Source organism: Streptomyces niveus (assembly GCF_001723055.1).
Taxonomy (GTDB): Bacteria; Actinomycetota; Actinomycetes; order Streptomycetales; family Streptomycetaceae; genus Streptomyces; species Streptomyces niveus.
The window spans coordinates 1-17,758 of the sequence record NZ_MDCR01000085.1 but is presented as its reverse complement, the minus strand read 5'-3'; the positions used below and the strand labels follow the sequence as shown (position 1 = coordinate 17,758).

The window sequence follows — 17,758 nt, the reverse complement described above, 5'->3', positions numbered from 1 at the left end:
GCCATCACCCGAGGCCCGGCCGGATGCTGTGGAGGCTGGTGGCCGGGCCTCGGGTGATGGCGGGTCAGATTCGGTTGAGTTCGAGGGAGAAGAAGACGACGTTCGCCCGGTGCAGCCTGGGGGCCGAAGCCGTCAGCTCCGCGTAGAGCGCGTTGAACGCGTCCACGCGAGTGGCCCCGGCGGGCGGGGTGTAACTGCCGCTGGACGTGGCCGAAGCAAGACCCGGCTTCTCCACCGTCAGGACGAAGAAATGGCTGCCCTGCGACCGGGCGTGCGGCTGACTGGTCACGATGAATCTCCTGGATGGTCGGGGCGTTCAGGCGGCGCGCTGCTCAGTTGGGGTAGGCGCAGGGGACGCACATGCCGAGCGACCGCGGGATGCAGTACCCGGCGTCGGTGCGGCAGTTGGGGCAGGTTCGGCGGGCGAGCATCGCCTTGGCCACGGCGGACCACTTGGCCGGTGTCATGGGGCGTACGGGCTTGGCCGCGTCGAGGCGGTAGAGGTAGGCGACCGCGACACCGCCTTTGCGGCGGCGCGAGCGGCGCATCACCTGTGCCGCGATCTCCTGCCCGCCGGGACGGAGCCCGCGGGCCCGTAACTGCCGGCGGGTGGCGTAGCCGTCCGGGGCGTACTTCCAGGGGAACGTCGGTATGCCGTGGCGGGCGCAGGAAGGGTCGTAGCACTTGCCGAACGTCGGGGACATCAGGCCACCGCCGACTGTGTCGTGTCGCGCAGGTCCTGGTAGCGGGCGGAGACCCAACCGACCGACCAGCCGCACAGCTCGGCGGCGGACCGTACCGGCAGCCCTTCATCGAACGCGGCCCGGACGATCTGCCGGGCGTGGTCCTCGGGGAGCTTCACCGCGGTCGGGCCGAAGGAGAGGAGAGCGGCGCGTTCACGCGCGGCCCGCTCCTCACGCTCAAGCTGTTCACGCGCGGCAACGGTTTCCCGCTCCCGGCGCTCGTTTTCGCGGCGTTCGCGGGCTTCGTGTTCGAGGCGTTCACGCTCCCGCTGCTGCTGTTCACGCTCGCGTTCACGGCGTTCACGGGCCTCGCGCTCCGCCTGCTCGCGAGCCTGGTTCTGCTCGCGTTCCTCACGCCGCGCGGCCTCTTCCCGCTCGGTCTGTTCACGGGCCAGCCGCGCCTCGTGCTCGCGCTGCTCACGCACCAGCTGGGCGGCGTGGTCGCGTTCCTCGCGGGCCCGCCGCTCGTCAGCCTCACGCCGCTCGGTGGCGGCCTGCTCGCGCTCGGTCTGCTCGGCTTTCTGCCGGGCTTCCTGCGCGGTCAGGGCGGCGGTGATGGCGCGCCGGTAGGCGAGTCCGGTCTCCGCGGTGACGATCAGCAGCAGCGGGGCGACCGCGTGCACTGCCACGCCCACCAGGTCTTTCTTCAGGGCGGAGTCGGCGACGTTGAGTGCGAGGGTCATGCAGCCGGTCATCCATCGCAGCACGATGGGCCACCGGCCGCCGTGGCCGCCCAGGCGGGCGAGTACGGCGTCGAGGCGGACCACGATGACGACCGCGGCGTCGACCACGAGCGGCAGGATCGGCGCGGTCCATGCCCACTCGGCCGGCGTGTGCTTGGCCATCAGCGGGGTCACGGTGAGGATCGAGTAGAGCATCGCGCCGCAGACGATCAGCCACGTCCCGACCGACAACGCGCGCTCCGCTGAACGGATATGAACACTGTTCACCCCGCCACCTCCCGCACCCCGAGCACGGCCACCGGCCGCGCCGAACCCTCTGCCGAGACCGGTTCCGGTACGGCCAGCACCGGTAGTTCGAGCTTCGCGAAGCCCGTCAGGTGAACACGGGCCCCGGCGAACGTCGTGTGGCCCTCAAGCCAGAACGTCCCGGCGTCGCCGTGCCAGGCCACCGCGTCCGGGCTAATGACCAGCGCGTACCGCCACGCCTCGAACGCGGGCAGGTCGTGATGGAGCGAGAGGTTCAGCAGGTCCGGGTGGATCGGCGACACCCGCACATCCACCGCCGGGAGGCCCGGAAACTCGACCGCCAGCATGCGCAGCGCCCGCAGGGGCACGGACAGATCGGCGAGTGAGAGAGCGTTCATGCCGCGGCCCTCTTCCCCGCACGCACCCGGCGGGCCACGCGCGGCAGGGTGACGACGTTGAACAGGTCCGGCGCCAGCGCCTCGACCGTCTCCGCGGCAACCGTGCTCGCACGGTCCACCAGAGACGGGTCGTCCGCGAGGATGTCTCGCGCCGCGTCCTCGCGGGCGGCCCGCTCCATCTCGCTCTCACCCTCGACACCCAGCCACAACTCCAGCGGCGTACCCAGGGCCAGCTCAACGAACTCATCAGCCGTAACGGCCGTATGACCAGCAACGATGACTCTCATGGGTCGAACTCCTCATCAGGTGGGAACGGCCCGAAGAACGGTCCGGCGGTGCAACGCCGGACCGTTCGCCGTTCGCGGATGGAGTGCCCCGACCGGGAGTCGAACCCGGCCTACGACCATCAGGGCGATACAACGTGTGGAGTGCGCGGGCCTGAGCCGCGCCGGCCACCTTGTGCGAGAGGTGGCAGCCCGTCGTACGCGATATGGATCTGCGCCTCAGTCCCGCTCTCCCGAGGAATCGCCTTCTCGGTCTCATCGCGCGGCGTGCCCACCTTCGGGGCAGATCCGTTCTTTTGAGTCGCCCCTCCCTAAGGAGGACTCGACTGGTCTCCACTCGCCCCGACCGGTGAAGTCACGGCCGTCAGAACACGGTGGATCACGCTGTGGAGTTGTTGACCGGTTCGCCGTCCGAGGACCGCAAACCAATGCAGTACCTCTATTACAGGTATCGCATGAAGTTCCGTCAAGTACGCCGGCGGAACTTCCCGCTTTCGCGCCGGGACTTCCTGGCGCACCATCAGAATCACCCCAGGCCAGGGGCGATGGTTACCCCCCCGATGGACACCTTGGGTCGATCTGGCTACCGTCAAGAGATCCCAAGACGTCCCTCCGGGGGTGGAGATGCCCAACGAACGCTTGCGGTCAGCGCTCTTAGCTCAGGGGCTGACCGTGCAACAACTCGCAGAGGCGATCGAGGTCAACCCCAAGACGGTTGAGCGCTGGATCACGCAAGGGAAGGTGCCGTACCGGCGCCACCAGTACGCCACCGCGTCCATGCTCAAAGTCGACGTCACGACGCTGTGGGAGGACGCCCGCGCGGTCGATACCTCTGCGGACCTGAGCCGGGCGGAAATCCTCACTGTCTACCCTCACCGTCACATGGTCCCCGCCGACTTGTGGCGGGAGATGTACGGGCGTGCGTCGCGCCGGATCGACGCACTCGTGTACGCCGGACTGTGGCTGTCCGAGGATCCGCAGTTCCTCGCCCTTCTCCGGATGAAGTCGGAGGCAGGCGCGCAGGTTCGTCTCATGCTCGGGGATCCCGGCTGCGTTGCTGTCCAGCAGCGCGGCATAGACGAGGGTCACCGCATCATGGATGGGAAGATCCGCAACGCTCTGGTGAACTACCTGCCCCTCTTCTCAACTCACCCTGACATCGGTTTCCGGCTCCACGATGCGACGCTCTATAACTCGCTCTTCCGGGCCGACGACGAGATGTTGGTCAACACGCACGTCTACGGCATCGGCGCGTACATGGCGCCCGTCCTGCACCTGCGGAGACTCCCCGGCGGCGGTCTCTTCGACACGTACGCGAATAGCATCGAGCAGACCTGGACAGGCGGTCGCCAGGTAACGGAGCACGACATCACAGGAGCCTGAGCATGGGACGTATCGACTACCTTCACGACCCTGACGCCCCGCCGGCGAACTCGGTCGTACCGTCCGTCGTCGCTTTCGTCCAGAACCAGGCGGGTCAGGTGTTGATGATCCAGCGTTCGGACAACGGCCGGTGGGCACTGCCCGGCGGCGGGCACGACGTCGGCGAGTCCATCAGTGACACCGTGGTGCGCGAGGTGTGGGAAGAGACAGGCATCGAAGCCGAAGTTGACGGGATGTCGGGGATCTACACCGACCCCGGTCACGTGATGCTCTACGACGACGGCGAGGCACGACAGCAGTTCAGCATTTGCTTCCGTGCACGACCGGTCGGCGGCGAGATCCGTACGAGCGACGAGACGACTCAAGTCCGCTGGGTGGACCCGGCGGACCTGGACTCGTACGACGTCCACCCCACCATGCGGCTCCGCATCGAGCACGCGATGGAGCAGGGGCGGACGTCCCCTTACATCGGCTGACGCTGGACAGCGGCCAGGCGTTCGAGGACGCGCGCCGTGCTGGCGAGGATCTCAGGTTCAGCACGGCGGATGAACGTCCCGATCAGGCTGTCGGGACCGTAGCGTCCGGCGATCTCGTTAACCCGGTCCACGGGGTTCGTCGGCGTCCCGTCCGGCGTCGTGTTCATGTCGCAGTAGCAGAGTGCGTCGGCGAGGTGCGGGAGCTCCCGCGGGAACTCTTCTTCAAGCTCGTCGCGCATCCCACGCGCTTCCGCTTCCATCCAGGCGCATGAGTGGTGCGCGACCAGCCGCACAAGACGCCCATCGGCTTGGGCCACGTCGCGCAAGTAACGGGCGCCGTCGAGCGGGTGAAAGCCAGTCTTAGCGAGGTCGGGCGAATACCCGATGTCGTGGAGAACTGCGGCAGCCTCCATCAAGTCCGCATCGGCACCGAGGATCGGGGCCAGCGACCGGGACCGTTCTGCCACCCCCTGAGAATGGGCCCAACGGCGCGGCAACGGTTCGGACAGCAGGGATTCAGCAATCGGGTAAGCCCACTCGACCAGTCCGGTAGTACTCAAGATGGGGAACTCTCCTGTCCACTCGGCAGCGCTCGTACAGTCCGCACCTTGCCTTGCCTGCCCTCTGACAGCAGGCCAGCGGCTTCCAGCTTGTCCAGTGCCTTACCGACCGTCGGTCTGGATACGCCGAAGCGGGTGCTGAGGGCTGATGCGCTTGGGAACGGATCTCCCACCCCGAGCTCGTCTATCGAGATCACGTCAGCAATCCGTTCAGCCAACGACCTACGGTCCGTACGCTCTCCCGCCCTGATGACTCGCCAGCGCCCACCTGGAGCCGGTTCAGCGAGCCCCTGATCTTTGAGCACACCGAACGCCCGAAGCGCTACCCCACGAGAGATGCCGTGATCGCTCGTGAGATCGCGCAAGGAAGGAAGCTCCACTATCCGTGGGTCAGCCGCAATCTGAGCCTTTAGCGCGTCTGCGATCTTCAGGAACGTCCCCCGTGGGCTTGCCTGCTGTGCCACCTGCTCTCCCCTCATCGCACTTGGGTCTGTACCCGTCAACGTATGGCTATAGCAACACCTGAGCCTCGCACGACGGGTCGGCTCAGTTCGCAGACTCCAGCGGCAGCGGGGACGCTGGAAGCCGTCGATGGCCCCAAGTCTCGTGGACTTCCACAGGTCGCCCTCCAATGTCGTTGCTCGCCAGTATCGTTGGGGCTCGAATCACCTGTAGTGACGGTTCCATAACAGAACATCAAGGGGGCGTCGTGGCTCAGTCACCGATCACATGGCTCAATGAGTTGACCACGCTGTACACACCAACTACTTCACAGTTCGACGCTGCACGGCGGCATCGGGGGTCCATTGAGTCACGCCTTGACGCCACCCTGGGCCTGCATGAGATGTTCGAGATTGGTTCACTAAAACACGGAACTGGTGTATGGAATTACAGTGACGCCGATTATTTGGTATCCCTTAAAGGAATCCAACCAGGCTCACCATGGACGATGTTGAACAAAGCTAAAGATACCCTCAAGGAACGATTCCCGACGTCAGAGATCGTGATCCGCCGACCGGCCGTAGTATGTCGATTCTCAGACGCTGACGTGGAAGTTGTTCCAGCATATCCGGCACCTGCCGGTTATTGGATCGCTGATCCTTCAGACGGGTGGATGAAGACATTCCCGAAGGATCACAACCGGTACGTAAACGATGTCAACAAAAAACACGACGGTGCGGCAAAACGACTGGCGCGGCGAGTCAAGATTTGGAAGTACAAGCGAAACGTACCAGTGTCCTCCTGCTATCTGGAGATGAGGACAGCTAAGCATCTCGACGGTGAGGACACGTACTCCCCTCTTTGGGACTTGTACCTCACACTCAGAAAGATGCATGACGTCGAACTAGCATCGATGAACGACCCAACAGGACTGGGATCGCGATTCGGCGCGTGCTCCTCCGAATCGAATCGTCAGGATGCTATGTCAAAGCTTGGCAGGGCTGTTTCCCGCGCACAAAAAGCCAAGGACTTCGCCCATGAAGGCGACAACGAAAGTGCCATTGATCAGCTCAAGCTTCTCTTCAATCAGTAGATATATCTTAGTGTTTACGCTACAGATGCGGCTGCGCAAATGACGACAGGGCCACAACCGGACTACACACCACCTTCGAGCGCGCACATGCAGGCGCGACAGAACCAAGATGACGCTTTGCGGTTCCTCATCGCGCAGCGTCGCCTTTACTCAAAAGCGAAGAGATGGCTGGCGCTTCGCTGGTTCGGGATGCTGATTATCGGGCTCGGCGCTCCTGTCATCTCCGTCATTTGGCCGGACCTCGCAGTAGTATCCGGCGCGATTGCAGGGCTGTGGATCTTTCTAGGGCAGAGCGTATTGATCAATGCCCAATCAATTGGCGTCACCAAGGCTGCAACCGTCCAAGAGCAATTCGACTTCTACGTCTTCGGAATGCCGACCAGCGTTGACAGGTCGGCACTACCGTCAATCGAGGAAATCTCCGAGGTTGCAGGGCCTGACCCAGAGCTTAGGCGAATCGCTACTGACGAGAAGCTCTTGGATTGGTATCCGATCGACCCCAGTGATCCTGAGATTTTGACGGTTGCTATCTCGCAGCGGGCCAACGCGTCTTATTCAGACAGACTGCTGCGTTCAACAGCAATTGTCTGGGTATCACTAACTGTTGCTTGGGGCCTCACGCTCATCGTGGCAACTGTTTCGGTTAAGCTTTCGCTTATCACGTTCCTAGTTGGTGTCGCACTTCCAGTAATGCCATCGTTCCTTGACGTCATCCGATATATTTTCGGAATCCGGCGTGCCGCGCGAGACCGGAGAGATCTTACACGTTCTATCGAAAGTCGCATGCGAACCGACGCAAATTCGATTGAAGGTAACGACCTGCTCGTCTGGCAGGAAAGTATGTACGACCTACGGCGCTCAACACCTCTCGTACCGGATCTGATTTACAAGATGAAGCGTGCGGTCAATGAACGGGTGATGAAAACAGCCGCTTCGCAACTGCGCCAGCAGGCGGGCAGGTCCGATAGCAGCACCTGAGATCGAGTCTTCTAGTCCTGATGCCGGACGGCTCGTTGTCCTGGTCTTTGTCCAGTCCGTCAGCGAACACCACCGTTCGCCTTCGTACGCGCACCCTGCCTGACGTGCCTGCCGGACCCTCCCAGACGCCCCCGAACGGCCATGCGCACAGTTGGAAAGCGTGTTGGGGGCAACCCGGCGGGGCACATCTCGCGGGAGCTACCTCAGCAAGCCTCGACCCCTCGTGGTTGCCTGAGAGGCTGCCGTCATGGCGGGACGACATCACGGGAGCATGAGGCTTCGCTGTCCGTGCCTCGCGATACGCTGCATGGTCGCCGGCGAGCGCCAGTCAGAGCGGGCAACCGGGCTCACCGAGCTCGGAGCAGCATCGCCCCGTTACGACACATCTGGAGACCCGAGTGCAGCCCACCAAAATCGTGGACCTTTTCGCCGGCCCTGGCGGACTCGACGTGGCAGCGGAGAAGCTCGGTGTCCCCACGGTGGGGGTCGAATGGGACTCGGCCGCATGCACCACCCGCCGTGCCGCGGGTCTGGAGACCGCCGAGGGTGACGTTCGCCTCTTTGGGCCCTCCGATTTCCGCGAGGCCGATGTATTGGCTGGCGGGCCTCCCTGTCAGACGTTCACGGTCGCGGGAACTGGCGTCGGCCGCAGGGCCCTTGACGACGTTCTGAGGTTTGTGGAACGGCTGGTTGCCCGAGAGGACCGCGAGGAGATCGAGAAGGACCTCACCAAACTGGACGACGAGCGGACGGGACTCGTCCTGCAACCTCTCATGTGGGCGCTCGACGCTATCGACAAACTCGAACGCCCCTACCGGGCGATCGTCCTTGAGCAGGTGCCCGCTGTACTTCCGGTGTGGAAGGCATACGAGACGGCATTGATCGATGAGGGATATCAGGTTGACTGCGATATCCTGCACACCGAAGCGTTCGGCGTCCCACAAACCCGTCGGCGGGCCGTCCTGATCGCCCGATACGGCAAGGATCCGGTGACGCTCCCATCAGCGACACACCGCATCTATCGCAAGGGCGTCGCCCGAGACTCCGGAGACAAGGACCTGTTGCCGTGGCGGACGATGGCCGACGTGGTCAACCGATCGACCGCCTTCGAGGTCATCTCCAACTACGGCACCGGGGGCGACCCGAAAGCCCGTGGTCGCAGGCGGTCTGACGAGCCGTCCGCCACGGTCACGGGGAAGATCTCCCGCAACCGTGTAGTCGGCCCGGACGGCTCCGAACTCGACCGCTTCTCCTTCTCCGAAGCAGGTCGCCTCCAGACCTTTCCGACCAACTACCCGTGGTCCGGACGTGACGTCGGTCAGCAGATTGGCAACGCCGTGCCTCCCCGGCTGGCCATGCACGTCCTCAGCGCCGCATTCGGCTGGGTCAGCCCCAGTGAAGACAAGCTACAGGGCCTCAACACGTGGACGGTTCGCCGGCCGGTCGAGGATGCGTCTCCAGCTGATTGACAACCGCGCGGGGGTTCGGTGAACCCGGTGCGGTGCCTGCTGACAGACTTCAGCGCGTGACGATACAAATGGGTTTGCCGTTCCCGCAGGATGCCGCCCAGGTTGGCATGCAGGAGTCGCGAGCGTTGGCGGCGAAGCACTCGCGCCGCAATACGTTCCGCACATGGGATCCCCCTCGCGAGGACATGGGCAGGGTGCCGCGCGAGTGGCAGATCCAGTCGTGCCTTACGCAGCCCGCACCCGATGACCTTGCCCCGTTCGTGGAATGGTTCTACAACCAGCCTGAGGCGCGGGAGCGCTTCCGATGGGCACTGCGTGACTCCCTCGATGAATTGCTCGACGGTCGGCGGACGGGGCGCTGGGCGTACCAGCACCTGACGAAGACCGAGAAGACGTATCTTGGCACCGCCGTCGAGGTGAACCTCACCAAGGAGTTCGACATCGACAACGGCGCGGATCTCGACTGGTCCATCGCTGACCGCGACATCGACTGCAAGTTTTCCAAGGATCTCGGCGGTTGGGAGATTCCGATGGAGATGTATGTGTGCGCGGCTCACGGCGAGCGTGGTGGTCGCGCCGACCACGTCGCGGTCCTGACCTGGATGAACGACGACAGGAGCGAGTGGGCCGTGGGCATAGTGCGGATCACCGACGAGCGCCTGCGCTGGAAGCAAACGCGGGATGCGAGTGGCGAACTCGTCCGCGCCTACAACCGAGACAACAAGCGCAAGATCGACCACAGCACGAAGTCCGATGTGTACTGGCTCTGGGGTGGGCTCCAGAAGGACCTGCCGACGAACCTGCTCCTCCACCTGGAACCCGAAACACGCAAGCGGATTCTTGGCGCATCACGGGCGGGGCGAGCTTCGTCGGGACAGCAGCGGGTGAACCAGCTATTCCTTGAGGTGCCGGATCGGCTCATCGGTCGCCAAACGGTGTTGACCGTTGCCCAGCAGGACGACTCGCCAAAGCGAGCCCGTGACGCACGGATACAGCTGCGTGAGCGAGGCATCGTCGTGCTGGGGCACCAGGGATCACACCCTCACATCGCCCGCGCTCTCGAATTGCCGGTACCGATCAAGGGCGAATGGATCTCCACCCGCCTCGTTCCTGTCTCATATGACGATGCGCGACCGAAGTTTTCATTGGACGGCGAGTTCTGGGCGCGCGCTCGTGAGGACGAGCTGCATCTTGACCCCGTTCCAGCGCCCGACCTTCCCGACAAACGACAGATTGACGGGCAGAACCGCTCCGGGGTTGATGTCACCTCGTAGTTGCTCACTCAGACATCTCAGCAGCACGACGGCCCAGCAGAATCTGAGGCTGGGCCGTCAGGATCCATGAGCATCGCCGGGGCTGTCGCCTGCGCCATTCCCAGACACCCGGCGGGAAACCCCCGAGCGGTGCTGGCAGCGCGCTACGCCACAGGCACGACCGCCATGCTGGCAGGGCCGCCGTACATCTGAGATCGACTTTCGCAGCCCGATGTCAGTGCCCGTAGCTACTGTTCGGGCGTGGATGAACTCTTGAATGAGGTGCTCGGCCTTCAGAAGGTGTGGCAGGCCAAGAACACCGAAGAGATGCAGCGCCGTGGCTTCGTCGTTCGTACCGAGATCCGCGACTGGCTGCGCCAGCATGCCGAAGCTCTCGCCGCAGCCATGGAGATACCCCTCGCCGACCTAGGAGTGGAGGGCAAGGACGGGGCCGGCCAGAGGTCTGAAGTCGCATGGACCCGCGTCTACTCGAAGAGCAGAACCCCGAGCGCGACCGACGGCTGGTACATCGTCTATCTGTTCAGCGGCAACGGTGAACGCGTCTACCTGTCGCTCAACCAAGGCACCACCGAGTGGATCGCCGGCGACCTCAAGCCCCGCGAACCTGCCGCCCTGAAGAAGCGCATCGACTGGGCCCACCCGCTCATCGAGCAAGTTGCCACCGAGCGGACAGACTTGCTGACCCAGATCAACCTCAACGCACGCACGAAGCTCGGCAAAGGCTACGAACCTGGCAACGTCGTCGCCATCGAGTACCAGCGCGATGCCATCCCCAACTCGGACGTCCTGAGCGAAGATCTACTCTTCATGGCACGGCTCCTGGGGCGTCTCTACAAGGCCGCAGACGACACGACCTACATTCCCGGCGACCTGCCGGTCGAGGTCCGAGAGGCAACCCAGAGCGCGGCCACCACCGCGAACCGCAGGAGCGCCCGAAAGGGCGGCCAAGGGTTCCTCATGACCGCCGCCGAGCGCGAGGCCGTCGAGGAGCGCAGCGTCCTGCTCGCCACTCAGCACTTCCAGGCCCAGGGATGGACCGTGAAGGACGTCGGCGCCAGCAAGCCGTACGACCTGCACCTGACACGTGGGGACGAAAAGCTCCACGTAGAGGTGAAGGGGACCACGTCCGACGGCAGCCAGATCATCCTGACGCGGGCCGAGGTCGAATGGCAGCGCAAGTTCGCGCCGCACAACGCCCTTGTGATCGTTCACTCCATCGAACTGAATCGCACCGCCGAACCTGTGACCGCGACCGGAGGAGTCCTCCACTGCACCTCGCCGTGGACCATCGAGGAGGAGACCCTGACCGTCATCTCCTACATCCACCGAACCGGACTGTGAGGTAGTTGGCGAGCTCGCGGCTTCCTCCCTCGGTATCCCCCCCCGCAGAGAGGGCTACCTGTCGCTCTAGGCGGGTCTCAGTTCCGGTCTCATTCCCGGCGGATTCCTGGGGCGTCCACCACGGTCCAGCCACGTACGGCAATGGCTCTGACCAGCCTCGCAGCCTGTTGCGTGGACGTGCCTGGATGCCCCCGGAGCAAGATCGGACAACTCGTAATGCGTAGGTCTCGGGTTCGAATCCCGAAGGCGGCTCCGCTCAAGCCCCAGAACTCACTCGCCGTGATCTGGGGCTTTTGCTTTTGGCGGGTGGGTCGGCGGTGGCGTCGGGTCCTTCGGTGACGCACCCCGAGGCGACGGAATGTCAGGAATCCGCTTTCACCGCGAGGACCGGGCACGGTGAATCCAGGAGGATCCGCTGCGCCGAGGACCCCAGGAGGAGCTTGCCGACCGCGCTGCGGTGTCTCAGGCCGATCACCACCAGGGAGATCTCGGGCGACTCCGCCAGCTCGACGATCTCCTCGGCGGCATCGCGCCCGCCGATCACCTGGCGTATGTCGAAGTCGACACCCTGCCCGGTCAGGTCTCGCCGGACATGGGCGAGGTCTTTCTGCTCTGCGAGACCGCGGTCGACGTACGCGTCGCCTCGCGAGGTGTTCATCACCAGCAGGGTCTCGCCCCGGCTGCGGGCCTCGGCGACTCCCGCGCGCAGGGCCGCCTCTCCCTCCGGCGTGGGCACGTATCCCACCAGTACCGTCATGGCTGTCCTTTCAGGCCTGTCGCTTGACGAGCGGACGGACGACGTACCGGCGGAGCAGGGGCCAGACCAGTACGAGCACGATCACCGTGTAGATCACATAGGACACCGGTCCGCCCAGCAGACCGGACAGTTCGCCGCCCGACAGCTGAAGTGACCGCCGGCCCTGCAGTTCCGCGCGGGGGCCGAGGATGACGCCGACGATCAGCGGCAGCACCGGCAGTCCGAATCGCCGCATGCCGAAACCGATCAGCCCCAGCGTCAGGAGGAGGAACAGGTCCAGGGGCTGGGCATTGACCGCGTAGGCACCCATCGACGCGAAGAACACGATCCCCGCGTACAGATAGGAGCGCGGTATCCGCAGCAGTCTGGCCCAGACCGGCGCGAGCGGCAGATTCAGCAGGAGCAGCAGCAGATTGCCGATGAACAGGCTGGCGATCAGCGCCCAGACCAGCCCCGACTCGCGTTCGAACAGCAGAGGGCCGGGCTGGATGCCGTACGACTGGAATGCCGCGAGCATCACCGCGGCGGTCGCGTTCGTCGGGAGCCCGATGGCGAGCATCGGCACCAACGTGCCCGCCGCGGACGCGTTGTTCGCCGCTTCCGGGCCGGCGACTCCCTCGATCGCCCCCTTGCCGAACTGCTCGGGGTACTTGGTCAGCTTTTTCTCCGTGGCGTACGACAGGAACGTCGGTATCTCCGCGCCGCCGGCCGGCATGGCCCCGAAGGGAAAGCCGAAGGCGGTGCCGCGCAGCCATGGCTTCCAGGACCGTTTCCAGTCCTCGCGGCCCATCCACGGCACACCGACGGGGACCACGCCCGCGGACTGGCGCCGCAGATGCGCCGCCACCCAGAGGGCCTCACCGACGGCGAAGATGCCGACGGCGACCACCACCACATCAATGCCGTCGGCGAGTTGGGGGACACCGAAGGTGAGCCGCTGCTGCCCGGAGACCGAGTCGATCCCGACAATGCCGATCACCAGTCCGACGATCAGCGAGGCGAACCCGCGGACGCGCGAGGAGCCGAGTACCGCGGTGACCGCGATGAAGGAGAGCAGCATGATCGCGAAGTAGTCCGGTGCGCCGAGGCCGACGGCGAAATCCACCACGAGCGGGGCGACGAGCACCAGCAGCAGAGTGCCGATCGTTCCGGCGACGAAGGATCCGATCGCCGCGGTGGCGAGCGCCTGCGCCGCCCGGCCGGCCTTCGCCATCTTGTTGCCCTCGATGGCTGTGACGACCGAGGACGACTCGCCGGGTGTGTTCAGCAGGATCGAGGTGGTCGAGCCGCCGTACATGCCTCCGTAGAAGATGCCGGCGAACATGATGAACGCCTGGGTCGGCTCCATTCCGTACGTCACGGGCAGCAGCAGCGCCACGGTCATGGCCGGGCCGATGCCGGGCAGGACCCCGACCGCCGTGCCGATGGTGACGCCGATCAGCGCCAGCAGAAGGTTCATCGGGGTGACGACGTGCGCGAACCCCTCAAGCAGATGGTTCAGGTTGTCCATCACAGGATTCCTTGCAGCACGCCGGCCGGGAGATTGACGCCGAGCCCGATCGCGAAGGTGTAGAAGGTGGTCAGCGACAGCGCCAGGGCGATCGCCAGGTTGCGAAGGTAGTGCCGGTTGCCCAGAGCGAAGGCAGTTCCCCAGAACAGGAGGGCACCGCTGATCACCCAGCCGAGGGGTTCGATCAGCACCGCGTTGACGACGAACGCGCCGATCAGCAGCAGAACCGTCCGCCAGTCGACCGGATTCGTCAGGTCGACGTCCTCTCCGGCCTCCGGTTCGGCGCGACCGCCCCGCGCGACATCGACGGTGTACACCAGGGCGATCACCAGGAGCAGCACGCCGAGGAGCACGGGTACCGTGCGCGGCCCGACCGGGTCGGTGCTGCTCGTCGAGTGCGCGATACCGGTGGCGTCGACGATCACCAACACGCCCAGCAGGGCGAGGAACGCGCACACGCCGTACTGTGCGCGGTCCCCGCCGGGGGACGGGCGGGAACCCGAGCCGGTGTCCGCGTTGACGTCCAGGCTCATGCCAGACCGAGCTCTGCGAGGATGTCGGCGACAGCCTTGTCCTGGTCCGTCAGGAAGTTGGCGAACGCGTCGCCCGTCATGAAGGCGTCGGTCCAGCCGTGCTTGGTCAGCTCGGCCTCCCACTCCTTGGAGCCGTGCATCGCCGTCAGCGTGTCGACCCAGACCTTCGTGTCGGCCTCGCTGATGCCGGGCGGGGCGACGATTCCACGCCAGTTGGTGAAGACCATGTCGATACCGGCGGACTTCAGCGTCGGAGCATCCTTGAGGGCCTCGATCGGCTTCTCGCTGGTCACCGCGAGCACCCGCACCTGACCCGCCTCGATCTGGTCGAGGAACTCGCCGAATCCGCTGACACCGAAGACGATCTTGTTGCCGAGGATCGCCGGGAGCAGCTCACCACCGCCGTCGTAACCTATGTAGTTGACCTTCTTCGGTTCGATGCCGACGGCCTTGGCGAGCTGCATCGGAAGCAGGTGGTCCGGTCCGCCGAGCGACGAGCCGCCGCCGACGGCGACGTTCTTGGGGTCGCTCTTCCAGGCCGTGACGAGATCGCCGATCGTCTTGTACGGGGAGTCCTTGGGGACGACGACGGCGCCCGCCTCCTCCACCATCTTGGCGAGCGGTGTGGTCTGCGAGAGCGTCGCCTTCGACTTCGAGGTGTACGCGGCGCCGACGACTCCCAGCCCCATCTGCATGGCGAGCTTGCCGTTGCCCTTTTCGTTCACCGTGCGCTGCAGACCGACCGTGCCGCCGGCGCCCGGAAGGTTGAACACCTGGACACCGGACGCGATCTTGGCGTCCTCCATCACCTTGGCCGCCGTCCGCGCCGTGGTGTCGTACCCCCCGCCCGGGGTGTTGGGGACCATGATCCGCAGGCCGGTGACGGGCCCGTCGCTCTTGCCCGTCCCCTTCTTCTCCGCGGTGGCGCCGCAGGCGCCCACCACGAGCATGGACATGGCGGCCACGGCACTGACGACAGCGGCTCTTCGAGTTCTCATGGCTTGTCTCTTTCTCTTCCGGCGGTCGGAGGCCATGATTGTGCGACTCGCCGGATACCACGTCTGTGTTGTGTCGGCATTGAAGATTGAGTTAATTGTGGTCGTCACATTTCGCCGCCATACCCTCGCGGGCGAGCTGTTGGTACTCCAGCTCGCCATCGTCGTCGTGGTGCTGCTTGCGGTGGCCGCCGTCTCGCTGGCCCAGTCGGAAGCGACCTTCGACCGGGTCGAAGGACGACGGGTCACCGCGCTGGCCGAGCAGCTGGCCGGCAACCCCTTGGTGTCCAGCCAGCTCGGCCGGCCGGCACCGGGCGAGACGCTCGCCCCGCTCGTCCAGGCCACGCGTACCCAGTCCGTCGTCACCTCCGTGACGGTCGCCGACAGCCGCGGCAGGATCGTCAGCTCCACGAATCCCACGTTGATCGGTACGCAGTTGTCGCTCGGCCCCGGCGTCGCCGAGGCCCGTGGCTGGTCGGGCGACCTGGTCCTGGACGGTGCCCATCAGCTGGTGGCCCAGGTGCCGGTGCTCAAGCCGGCCCAACCCGGTCTCGGCCAGCATCTGGGCATGGTGATGATCGGTGAGGCGTCACCGACGATCTGGCAGCGGCTGAATGGCGCGTCGTCGTATCTGCTCGCCTACCTCGGCATCGCGAGCGGGCTCGGCCTGATCGGATCGTGGCTGCTGGCCCGGCGTACCAAACGCCAGACTCTCGGTCTGGAGCCACGCGAGATCGCGGGGCTCGCCGAGCATCGAGAGGCGATGCTGTACGGGATCGCGGAGGGCGTGGTCGCCCTCGACCCGCAGTTGCGGCTCACACTGGTGAACGATGTCGGCAGGCGGTTGCTCGACCTGCCCGAGCACTGTGTGGGGATGAGCCTGGCCGACCTCCGGATCGAGGGCCGACTGCACGACGTGCTCGCCGGATCTCCGGGTGAGACCGCGGAGCGGCGCGACGAAGTCGTCATACGCCGGGGCCGGGTGCTGGTGATGAACCGGATGACCGTCACCAAGGACGGCCGCCGGCTCGGCTCGGTGACGACCTTGCGGGACCGCACCGAACTCGCGCAGCTGGAACGCGAGATCGGATCGTTCCGCAGCTCCGCCGAGCTGTTGCGCGCGCAGGCCCACGAGTTCGCCAATCAGCTGCACACGATCTCCGGGCTGATCCAGATCGGCAAGCACGACGAGGTGGTGCGGTACGTCCGCGCGCTGAGCCGGCACCGCCAGTCGCTGGACCTGACCCTGACCAGACGGGTCAGGGACATGGCCGTCGGCGCTCTGCTGATGGCGAAGTCGTCGCTCGCGGCCGAACGGAAGGTCGTGCTGCGCATCTCGGAGCACACGGCCCTCGACCGGCTGGCGCCGGATGACTCGGTGGAGGTGGCGACGGTGGTCGGCAACCTCGTCGACAACGCCGTCGACGCCGCGGCGGCGGGCGACGACGGTCGCGATGCCTGGGTGGAGGTCGAACTGCGGCAGGACGCGTCCAGCGTGGAGATCGTGGTGCGCGACTCGGGCCCCGGCGTGGCGCCCGAACTCGCCCAGGAAGTCTTCTCGCACGGCTTCACCACGAAGGCTGCCCAAGAGGGTGAGCGTGGCATCGGGCTGGCGCTCACCCGGCTCGTCTGCGAGCGCCGCGGCGGCGAGGTCGCCGTGACCAACACGCCCGACGGCGCCATGTTCACCGCGAGGTTGTCCGTCGGCAACCCGGCCGGCGCGATACCGGAAGGGGCCTCCCGATGATCGACGTACTGATCGTCGACGACGACTTCATGGTGGCAGGCGTTCACCAGAACTTCGTCGAACGCGTCGACCCCTTCCGGGTCGTCGGCACGGCCAACACTGGCGAGCAGGCGATCACGGCCGTCGGCGAACTGCTGCCCGACCTGGTCCTGCTCGACCTCTATCTTCCGGACATGTTCGGCCTGGACGTCATTCCGCGCCTGCGCACCGCCGGGCACGACTGCGACGTCATGGTGATCAGCGCCTCGCGCGAGGTCGAGGCGGTCCGCCGCTCCGTCCGCCAGGGGGTGGTCAACTACCTGCTGAAGCCTTTCGAGTTCGACGACCTGCGTCCCCGTCTGGAGCGGTACGCCGCCCAGCGCAACAGCCTGCTCACCACAGTCGTCAGAGGCCAGGCCGACGTGGACCGGGTACTGACCGGGGCCGGCTGGCCGGCCCCGGTCATCGCGCTGCCGAAGGGCATGAGCGTGGAGACCGCGGAGCTGATCGAACGCACCCTGGGCGGTACCGACGGAACGCTGTCCGCCGCCGAGTGCGCGGCCCTCGCCGGTATCTCCCGGGTCAGCGCCCGCCGTTACCTCGAACACTTCCACGACACCGGCCGCGCCGAGGTGTCCTTGCGGTACGGAGTCGCCGGCAGGCCCGAGCGCCGCTACGGCTGGCGCGCCTGAGTCCGCTCCCGCCGCTCCCGCCGACATGGGGGAGTGTGAGTGGAAGCCCCAGAACCCACTCGCCGTGATCCAGGGCTTCCGCCCGTTCCGGGGTGTCAGATGCTGTTCCTGCGGCGGGTCATCCGGCTCGGTGTGCGGGGGGAGGGGACGGGGCCCGTGTCGCTCTGGGTGGAGTG

The 17,758-nt window shown here is 65.6% G+C and carries 20 protein-coding genes; 9 read left to right on the top strand and 11 right to left on the bottom strand.

Annotation, left to right across the window (positions count from 1 at the left end; genetic code table 11):
* Nucleotides 1–64: 64 nt before the first annotated feature.
* From BHU15_RS12125 to BHU15_RS12105, 5 genes are read right to left on the bottom strand one after another with little or no spacing between them, the layout of a single operon-like run.
* Nucleotides 65–289: a hypothetical protein gene (locus tag BHU15_RS12125; RefSeq protein ID WP_069627202.1), complete on the bottom strand. Its 225-nt coding sequence runs from the start codon at nt 287–289 to the stop codon at nt 65–67.
* A 43-nt stretch (nt 290–332) separates the two neighbouring features.
* The gene (locus tag BHU15_RS12120; protein WP_069627201.1) at nt 333–704 is read right to left on the bottom strand and encodes an RRQRL motif-containing zinc-binding protein; all 372 of its coding nucleotides are present in this window, start codon (nt 702–704) and stop codon (nt 333–335) included.
* The gene (locus BHU15_RS12115) at nt 704–1,693 is read right to left on the bottom strand and encodes a DUF2637 domain-containing protein (RefSeq protein WP_069627200.1); all 990 of its coding nucleotides are present in this window, start codon (nt 1,691–1,693) and stop codon (nt 704–706) included. The genes BHU15_RS12120 and BHU15_RS12115 overlap by 1 nt, the downstream gene beginning before the upstream one ends.
* Nucleotides 1,690–2,070: a hypothetical protein gene (locus tag BHU15_RS12110; RefSeq protein ID WP_069627199.1), complete on the bottom strand. Its 381-nt coding sequence runs from the start codon at nt 2,068–2,070 to the stop codon at nt 1,690–1,692. The genes BHU15_RS12115 and BHU15_RS12110 overlap by 4 nt, the downstream gene beginning before the upstream one ends.
* A complete protein-coding gene (locus BHU15_RS12105; protein WP_069627198.1) occupies nt 2,067–2,357 on the bottom strand; it encodes a hypothetical protein in 291 nt (96 codons plus the stop codon). The genes BHU15_RS12110 and BHU15_RS12105 overlap by 4 nt, the downstream gene beginning before the upstream one ends.
* Before the next feature lie 621 nt (nt 2,358–2,978).
* On the opposite strand from BHU15_RS12105, the gene BHU15_RS12100 reads away from it, so the two are divergent.
* Together BHU15_RS12100 and BHU15_RS12095 are read left to right on the top strand one after the other, a co-directional pair.
* Complete coding sequence (locus tag BHU15_RS12100; protein ID WP_069627205.1) at nt 2,979–3,737, top strand: helix-turn-helix domain-containing protein; 759 nt, start codon at nt 2,979–2,981, stop codon at nt 3,735–3,737.
* A 2-nt stretch (nt 3,738–3,739) separates the two neighbouring features.
* Nucleotides 3,740–4,213, top strand: a complete 474-nt coding sequence (locus tag BHU15_RS12095) for an NUDIX domain-containing protein (protein ID WP_069627197.1) — start codon at nt 3,740–3,742, stop codon at nt 4,211–4,213.
* Here the strand turns inward: BHU15_RS12095 and BHU15_RS12090 are convergent.
* Nucleotides 4,201–4,773, bottom strand: a complete 573-nt coding sequence (locus tag BHU15_RS12090; RefSeq protein WP_069627196.1) for an HD domain-containing protein — start codon at nt 4,771–4,773, stop codon at nt 4,201–4,203. The genes BHU15_RS12095 and BHU15_RS12090 overlap by 13 nt on opposite strands.
* Nucleotides 4,770–5,252, bottom strand: a complete 483-nt coding sequence (locus BHU15_RS38180; protein ID WP_368483197.1) for a GntR family transcriptional regulator — start codon at nt 5,250–5,252, stop codon at nt 4,770–4,772. The genes BHU15_RS12090 and BHU15_RS38180 overlap by 4 nt, the downstream gene beginning before the upstream one ends.
* Nucleotides 5,253–5,482: 230 nt before the next feature.
* Here BHU15_RS38180 and BHU15_RS39720 point away from each other — a divergent pair, with 230 nt between their 5' ends.
* From BHU15_RS39720 to BHU15_RS12075, 5 genes are all read left to right on the top strand, one after another.
* Nucleotides 5,483–6,307, top strand: coding sequence for an SMODS domain-containing nucleotidyltransferase (locus BHU15_RS39720; protein ID WP_141726807.1), 825 nt, complete (start codon nt 5,483–5,485; stop codon nt 6,305–6,307).
* 87 nt (nt 6,308–6,394) lie between these two features.
* On the top strand, nt 6,395–7,285 hold the full coding sequence (locus BHU15_RS39715; RefSeq protein ID WP_141726806.1) for an S-4TM family putative pore-forming effector: 891 nt from the start codon (nt 6,395–6,397) through the stop codon (nt 7,283–7,285).
* Nucleotides 7,286–7,683: 398 nt separating this feature from the next.
* Nucleotides 7,684–8,754: a DNA cytosine methyltransferase gene (locus tag BHU15_RS12085; RefSeq protein ID WP_069627195.1), complete on the top strand. Its 1,071-nt coding sequence runs from the start codon at nt 7,684–7,686 to the stop codon at nt 8,752–8,754.
* Between the two features lie 56 nt (nt 8,755–8,810).
* Nucleotides 8,811–10,028 carry a NaeI family type II restriction endonuclease gene (locus BHU15_RS12080; protein ID WP_255293087.1) on the top strand — a complete coding sequence of 406 codons (1,218 nt, stop codon included), beginning with the start codon at nt 8,811–8,813 and terminating at the stop codon, nt 10,026–10,028.
* A 240-nt stretch (nt 10,029–10,268) separates the two neighbouring features.
* Nucleotides 10,269–11,369 carry an MrcB family domain-containing protein gene (locus BHU15_RS12075; RefSeq protein ID WP_255293086.1) on the top strand — a complete coding sequence of 367 codons (1,101 nt, stop codon included), beginning with the start codon at nt 10,269–10,271 and terminating at the stop codon, nt 11,367–11,369.
* A gap of 361 nt (nt 11,370–11,730) precedes the next feature.
* Here BHU15_RS12075 and BHU15_RS12070 read toward each other — a convergent pair whose 3' ends face one another.
* The 4 genes from BHU15_RS12070 to BHU15_RS12055 are packed head-to-tail and all read right to left on the bottom strand — an operon-like array spanning nt 11,731 to nt 15,167.
* Nucleotides 11,731–12,126, bottom strand: a complete 396-nt coding sequence (locus BHU15_RS12070; RefSeq protein WP_069627193.1) for a universal stress protein — start codon at nt 12,124–12,126, stop codon at nt 11,731–11,733.
* 10 nt (nt 12,127–12,136) lie between these two features.
* Nucleotides 12,137–13,636, bottom strand: a complete 1,500-nt coding sequence (locus BHU15_RS12065; RefSeq protein WP_069627192.1) for a tripartite tricarboxylate transporter permease — start codon at nt 13,634–13,636, stop codon at nt 12,137–12,139.
* Complete coding sequence (locus BHU15_RS12060) at nt 13,636–14,169, bottom strand: tripartite tricarboxylate transporter TctB family protein (protein ID WP_069627191.1); 534 nt, start codon at nt 14,167–14,169, stop codon at nt 13,636–13,638. The genes BHU15_RS12065 and BHU15_RS12060 overlap by 1 nt, the downstream gene beginning before the upstream one ends.
* Nucleotides 14,166–15,167 (bottom strand): Bug family tripartite tricarboxylate transporter substrate binding protein, encoded by a 1,002-nt coding sequence (locus tag BHU15_RS12055; RefSeq protein ID WP_069627190.1) that lies wholly within the window; start codon nt 15,165–15,167, stop codon nt 14,166–14,168. The genes BHU15_RS12060 and BHU15_RS12055 overlap by 4 nt, the downstream gene beginning before the upstream one ends.
* A 97-nt stretch (nt 15,168–15,264) precedes the next feature.
* On the opposite strand from BHU15_RS12055, the gene BHU15_RS12050 reads away from it, so the two are divergent.
* Together BHU15_RS12050 and BHU15_RS12045 are read left to right on the top strand one after the other, a co-directional pair.
* Nucleotides 15,265–16,911, top strand: coding sequence for a sensor histidine kinase (locus tag BHU15_RS12050; RefSeq protein ID WP_107422839.1), 1,647 nt, complete (start codon nt 15,265–15,267; stop codon nt 16,909–16,911).
* Nucleotides 16,908–17,582, top strand: a complete 675-nt coding sequence (locus BHU15_RS12045) for a response regulator (protein ID WP_069627189.1) — start codon at nt 16,908–16,910, stop codon at nt 17,580–17,582. The genes BHU15_RS12050 and BHU15_RS12045 overlap by 4 nt, the downstream gene beginning before the upstream one ends.
* The last annotated feature ends 176 nt before the right edge of the window (nt 17,583–17,758 follow it).

Coding starts and splice junctions, on each gene's coding strand:
- BHU15_RS12120 (WP_069627201.1), bottom strand. CDS start 704: ATGTCCCCGACGTTCGGCAAGTGCTACGACCCTTCCTGCGCCCGCCAC.
- BHU15_RS12110 (WP_069627199.1), bottom strand. CDS start 2,070: ATGAACGCTCTCTCACTCGCCGATCTGTCCGTGCCCCTGCGGGCGCTG.
- BHU15_RS12105 (WP_069627198.1), bottom strand. CDS start 2,357: ATGAGAGTCATCGTTGCTGGTCATACGGCCGTTACGGCTGATGAGTTC.
- BHU15_RS12100 (WP_069627205.1), top strand. CDS start 2,979: ATGCCCAACGAACGCTTGCGGTCAGCGCTCTTAGCTCAGGGGCTGACC.
- BHU15_RS12095 (WP_069627197.1), top strand. CDS start 3,740: ATGGGACGTATCGACTACCTTCACGACCCTGACGCCCCGCCGGCGAAC.
- BHU15_RS38180 (WP_368483197.1), bottom strand. CDS start 5,252: ATGAGGGGAGAGCAGGTGGCACAGCAGGCAAGCCCACGGGGGACGTTC.
- BHU15_RS39715 (WP_141726806.1), top strand. CDS start 6,395: ATGCAGGCGCGACAGAACCAAGATGACGCTTTGCGGTTCCTCATCGCG.
- BHU15_RS12070 (WP_069627193.1), bottom strand. CDS start 12,126: ATGACGGTACTGGTGGGATACGTGCCCACGCCGGAGGGAGAGGCGGCC.
- BHU15_RS12065 (WP_069627192.1), bottom strand. CDS start 13,636: ATGGACAACCTGAACCATCTGCTTGAGGGGTTCGCGCACGTCGTCACC.
- BHU15_RS12060 (WP_069627191.1), bottom strand. CDS start 14,169: ATGAGCCTGGACGTCAACGCGGACACCGGCTCGGGTTCCCGCCCGTCC.
- BHU15_RS12055 (WP_069627190.1), bottom strand. CDS start 15,167: ATGAGAACTCGAAGAGCCGCTGTCGTCAGTGCCGTGGCCGCCATGTCC.
- BHU15_RS12045 (WP_069627189.1), top strand. CDS start 16,908: ATGATCGACGTACTGATCGTCGACGACGACTTCATGGTGGCAGGCGTT.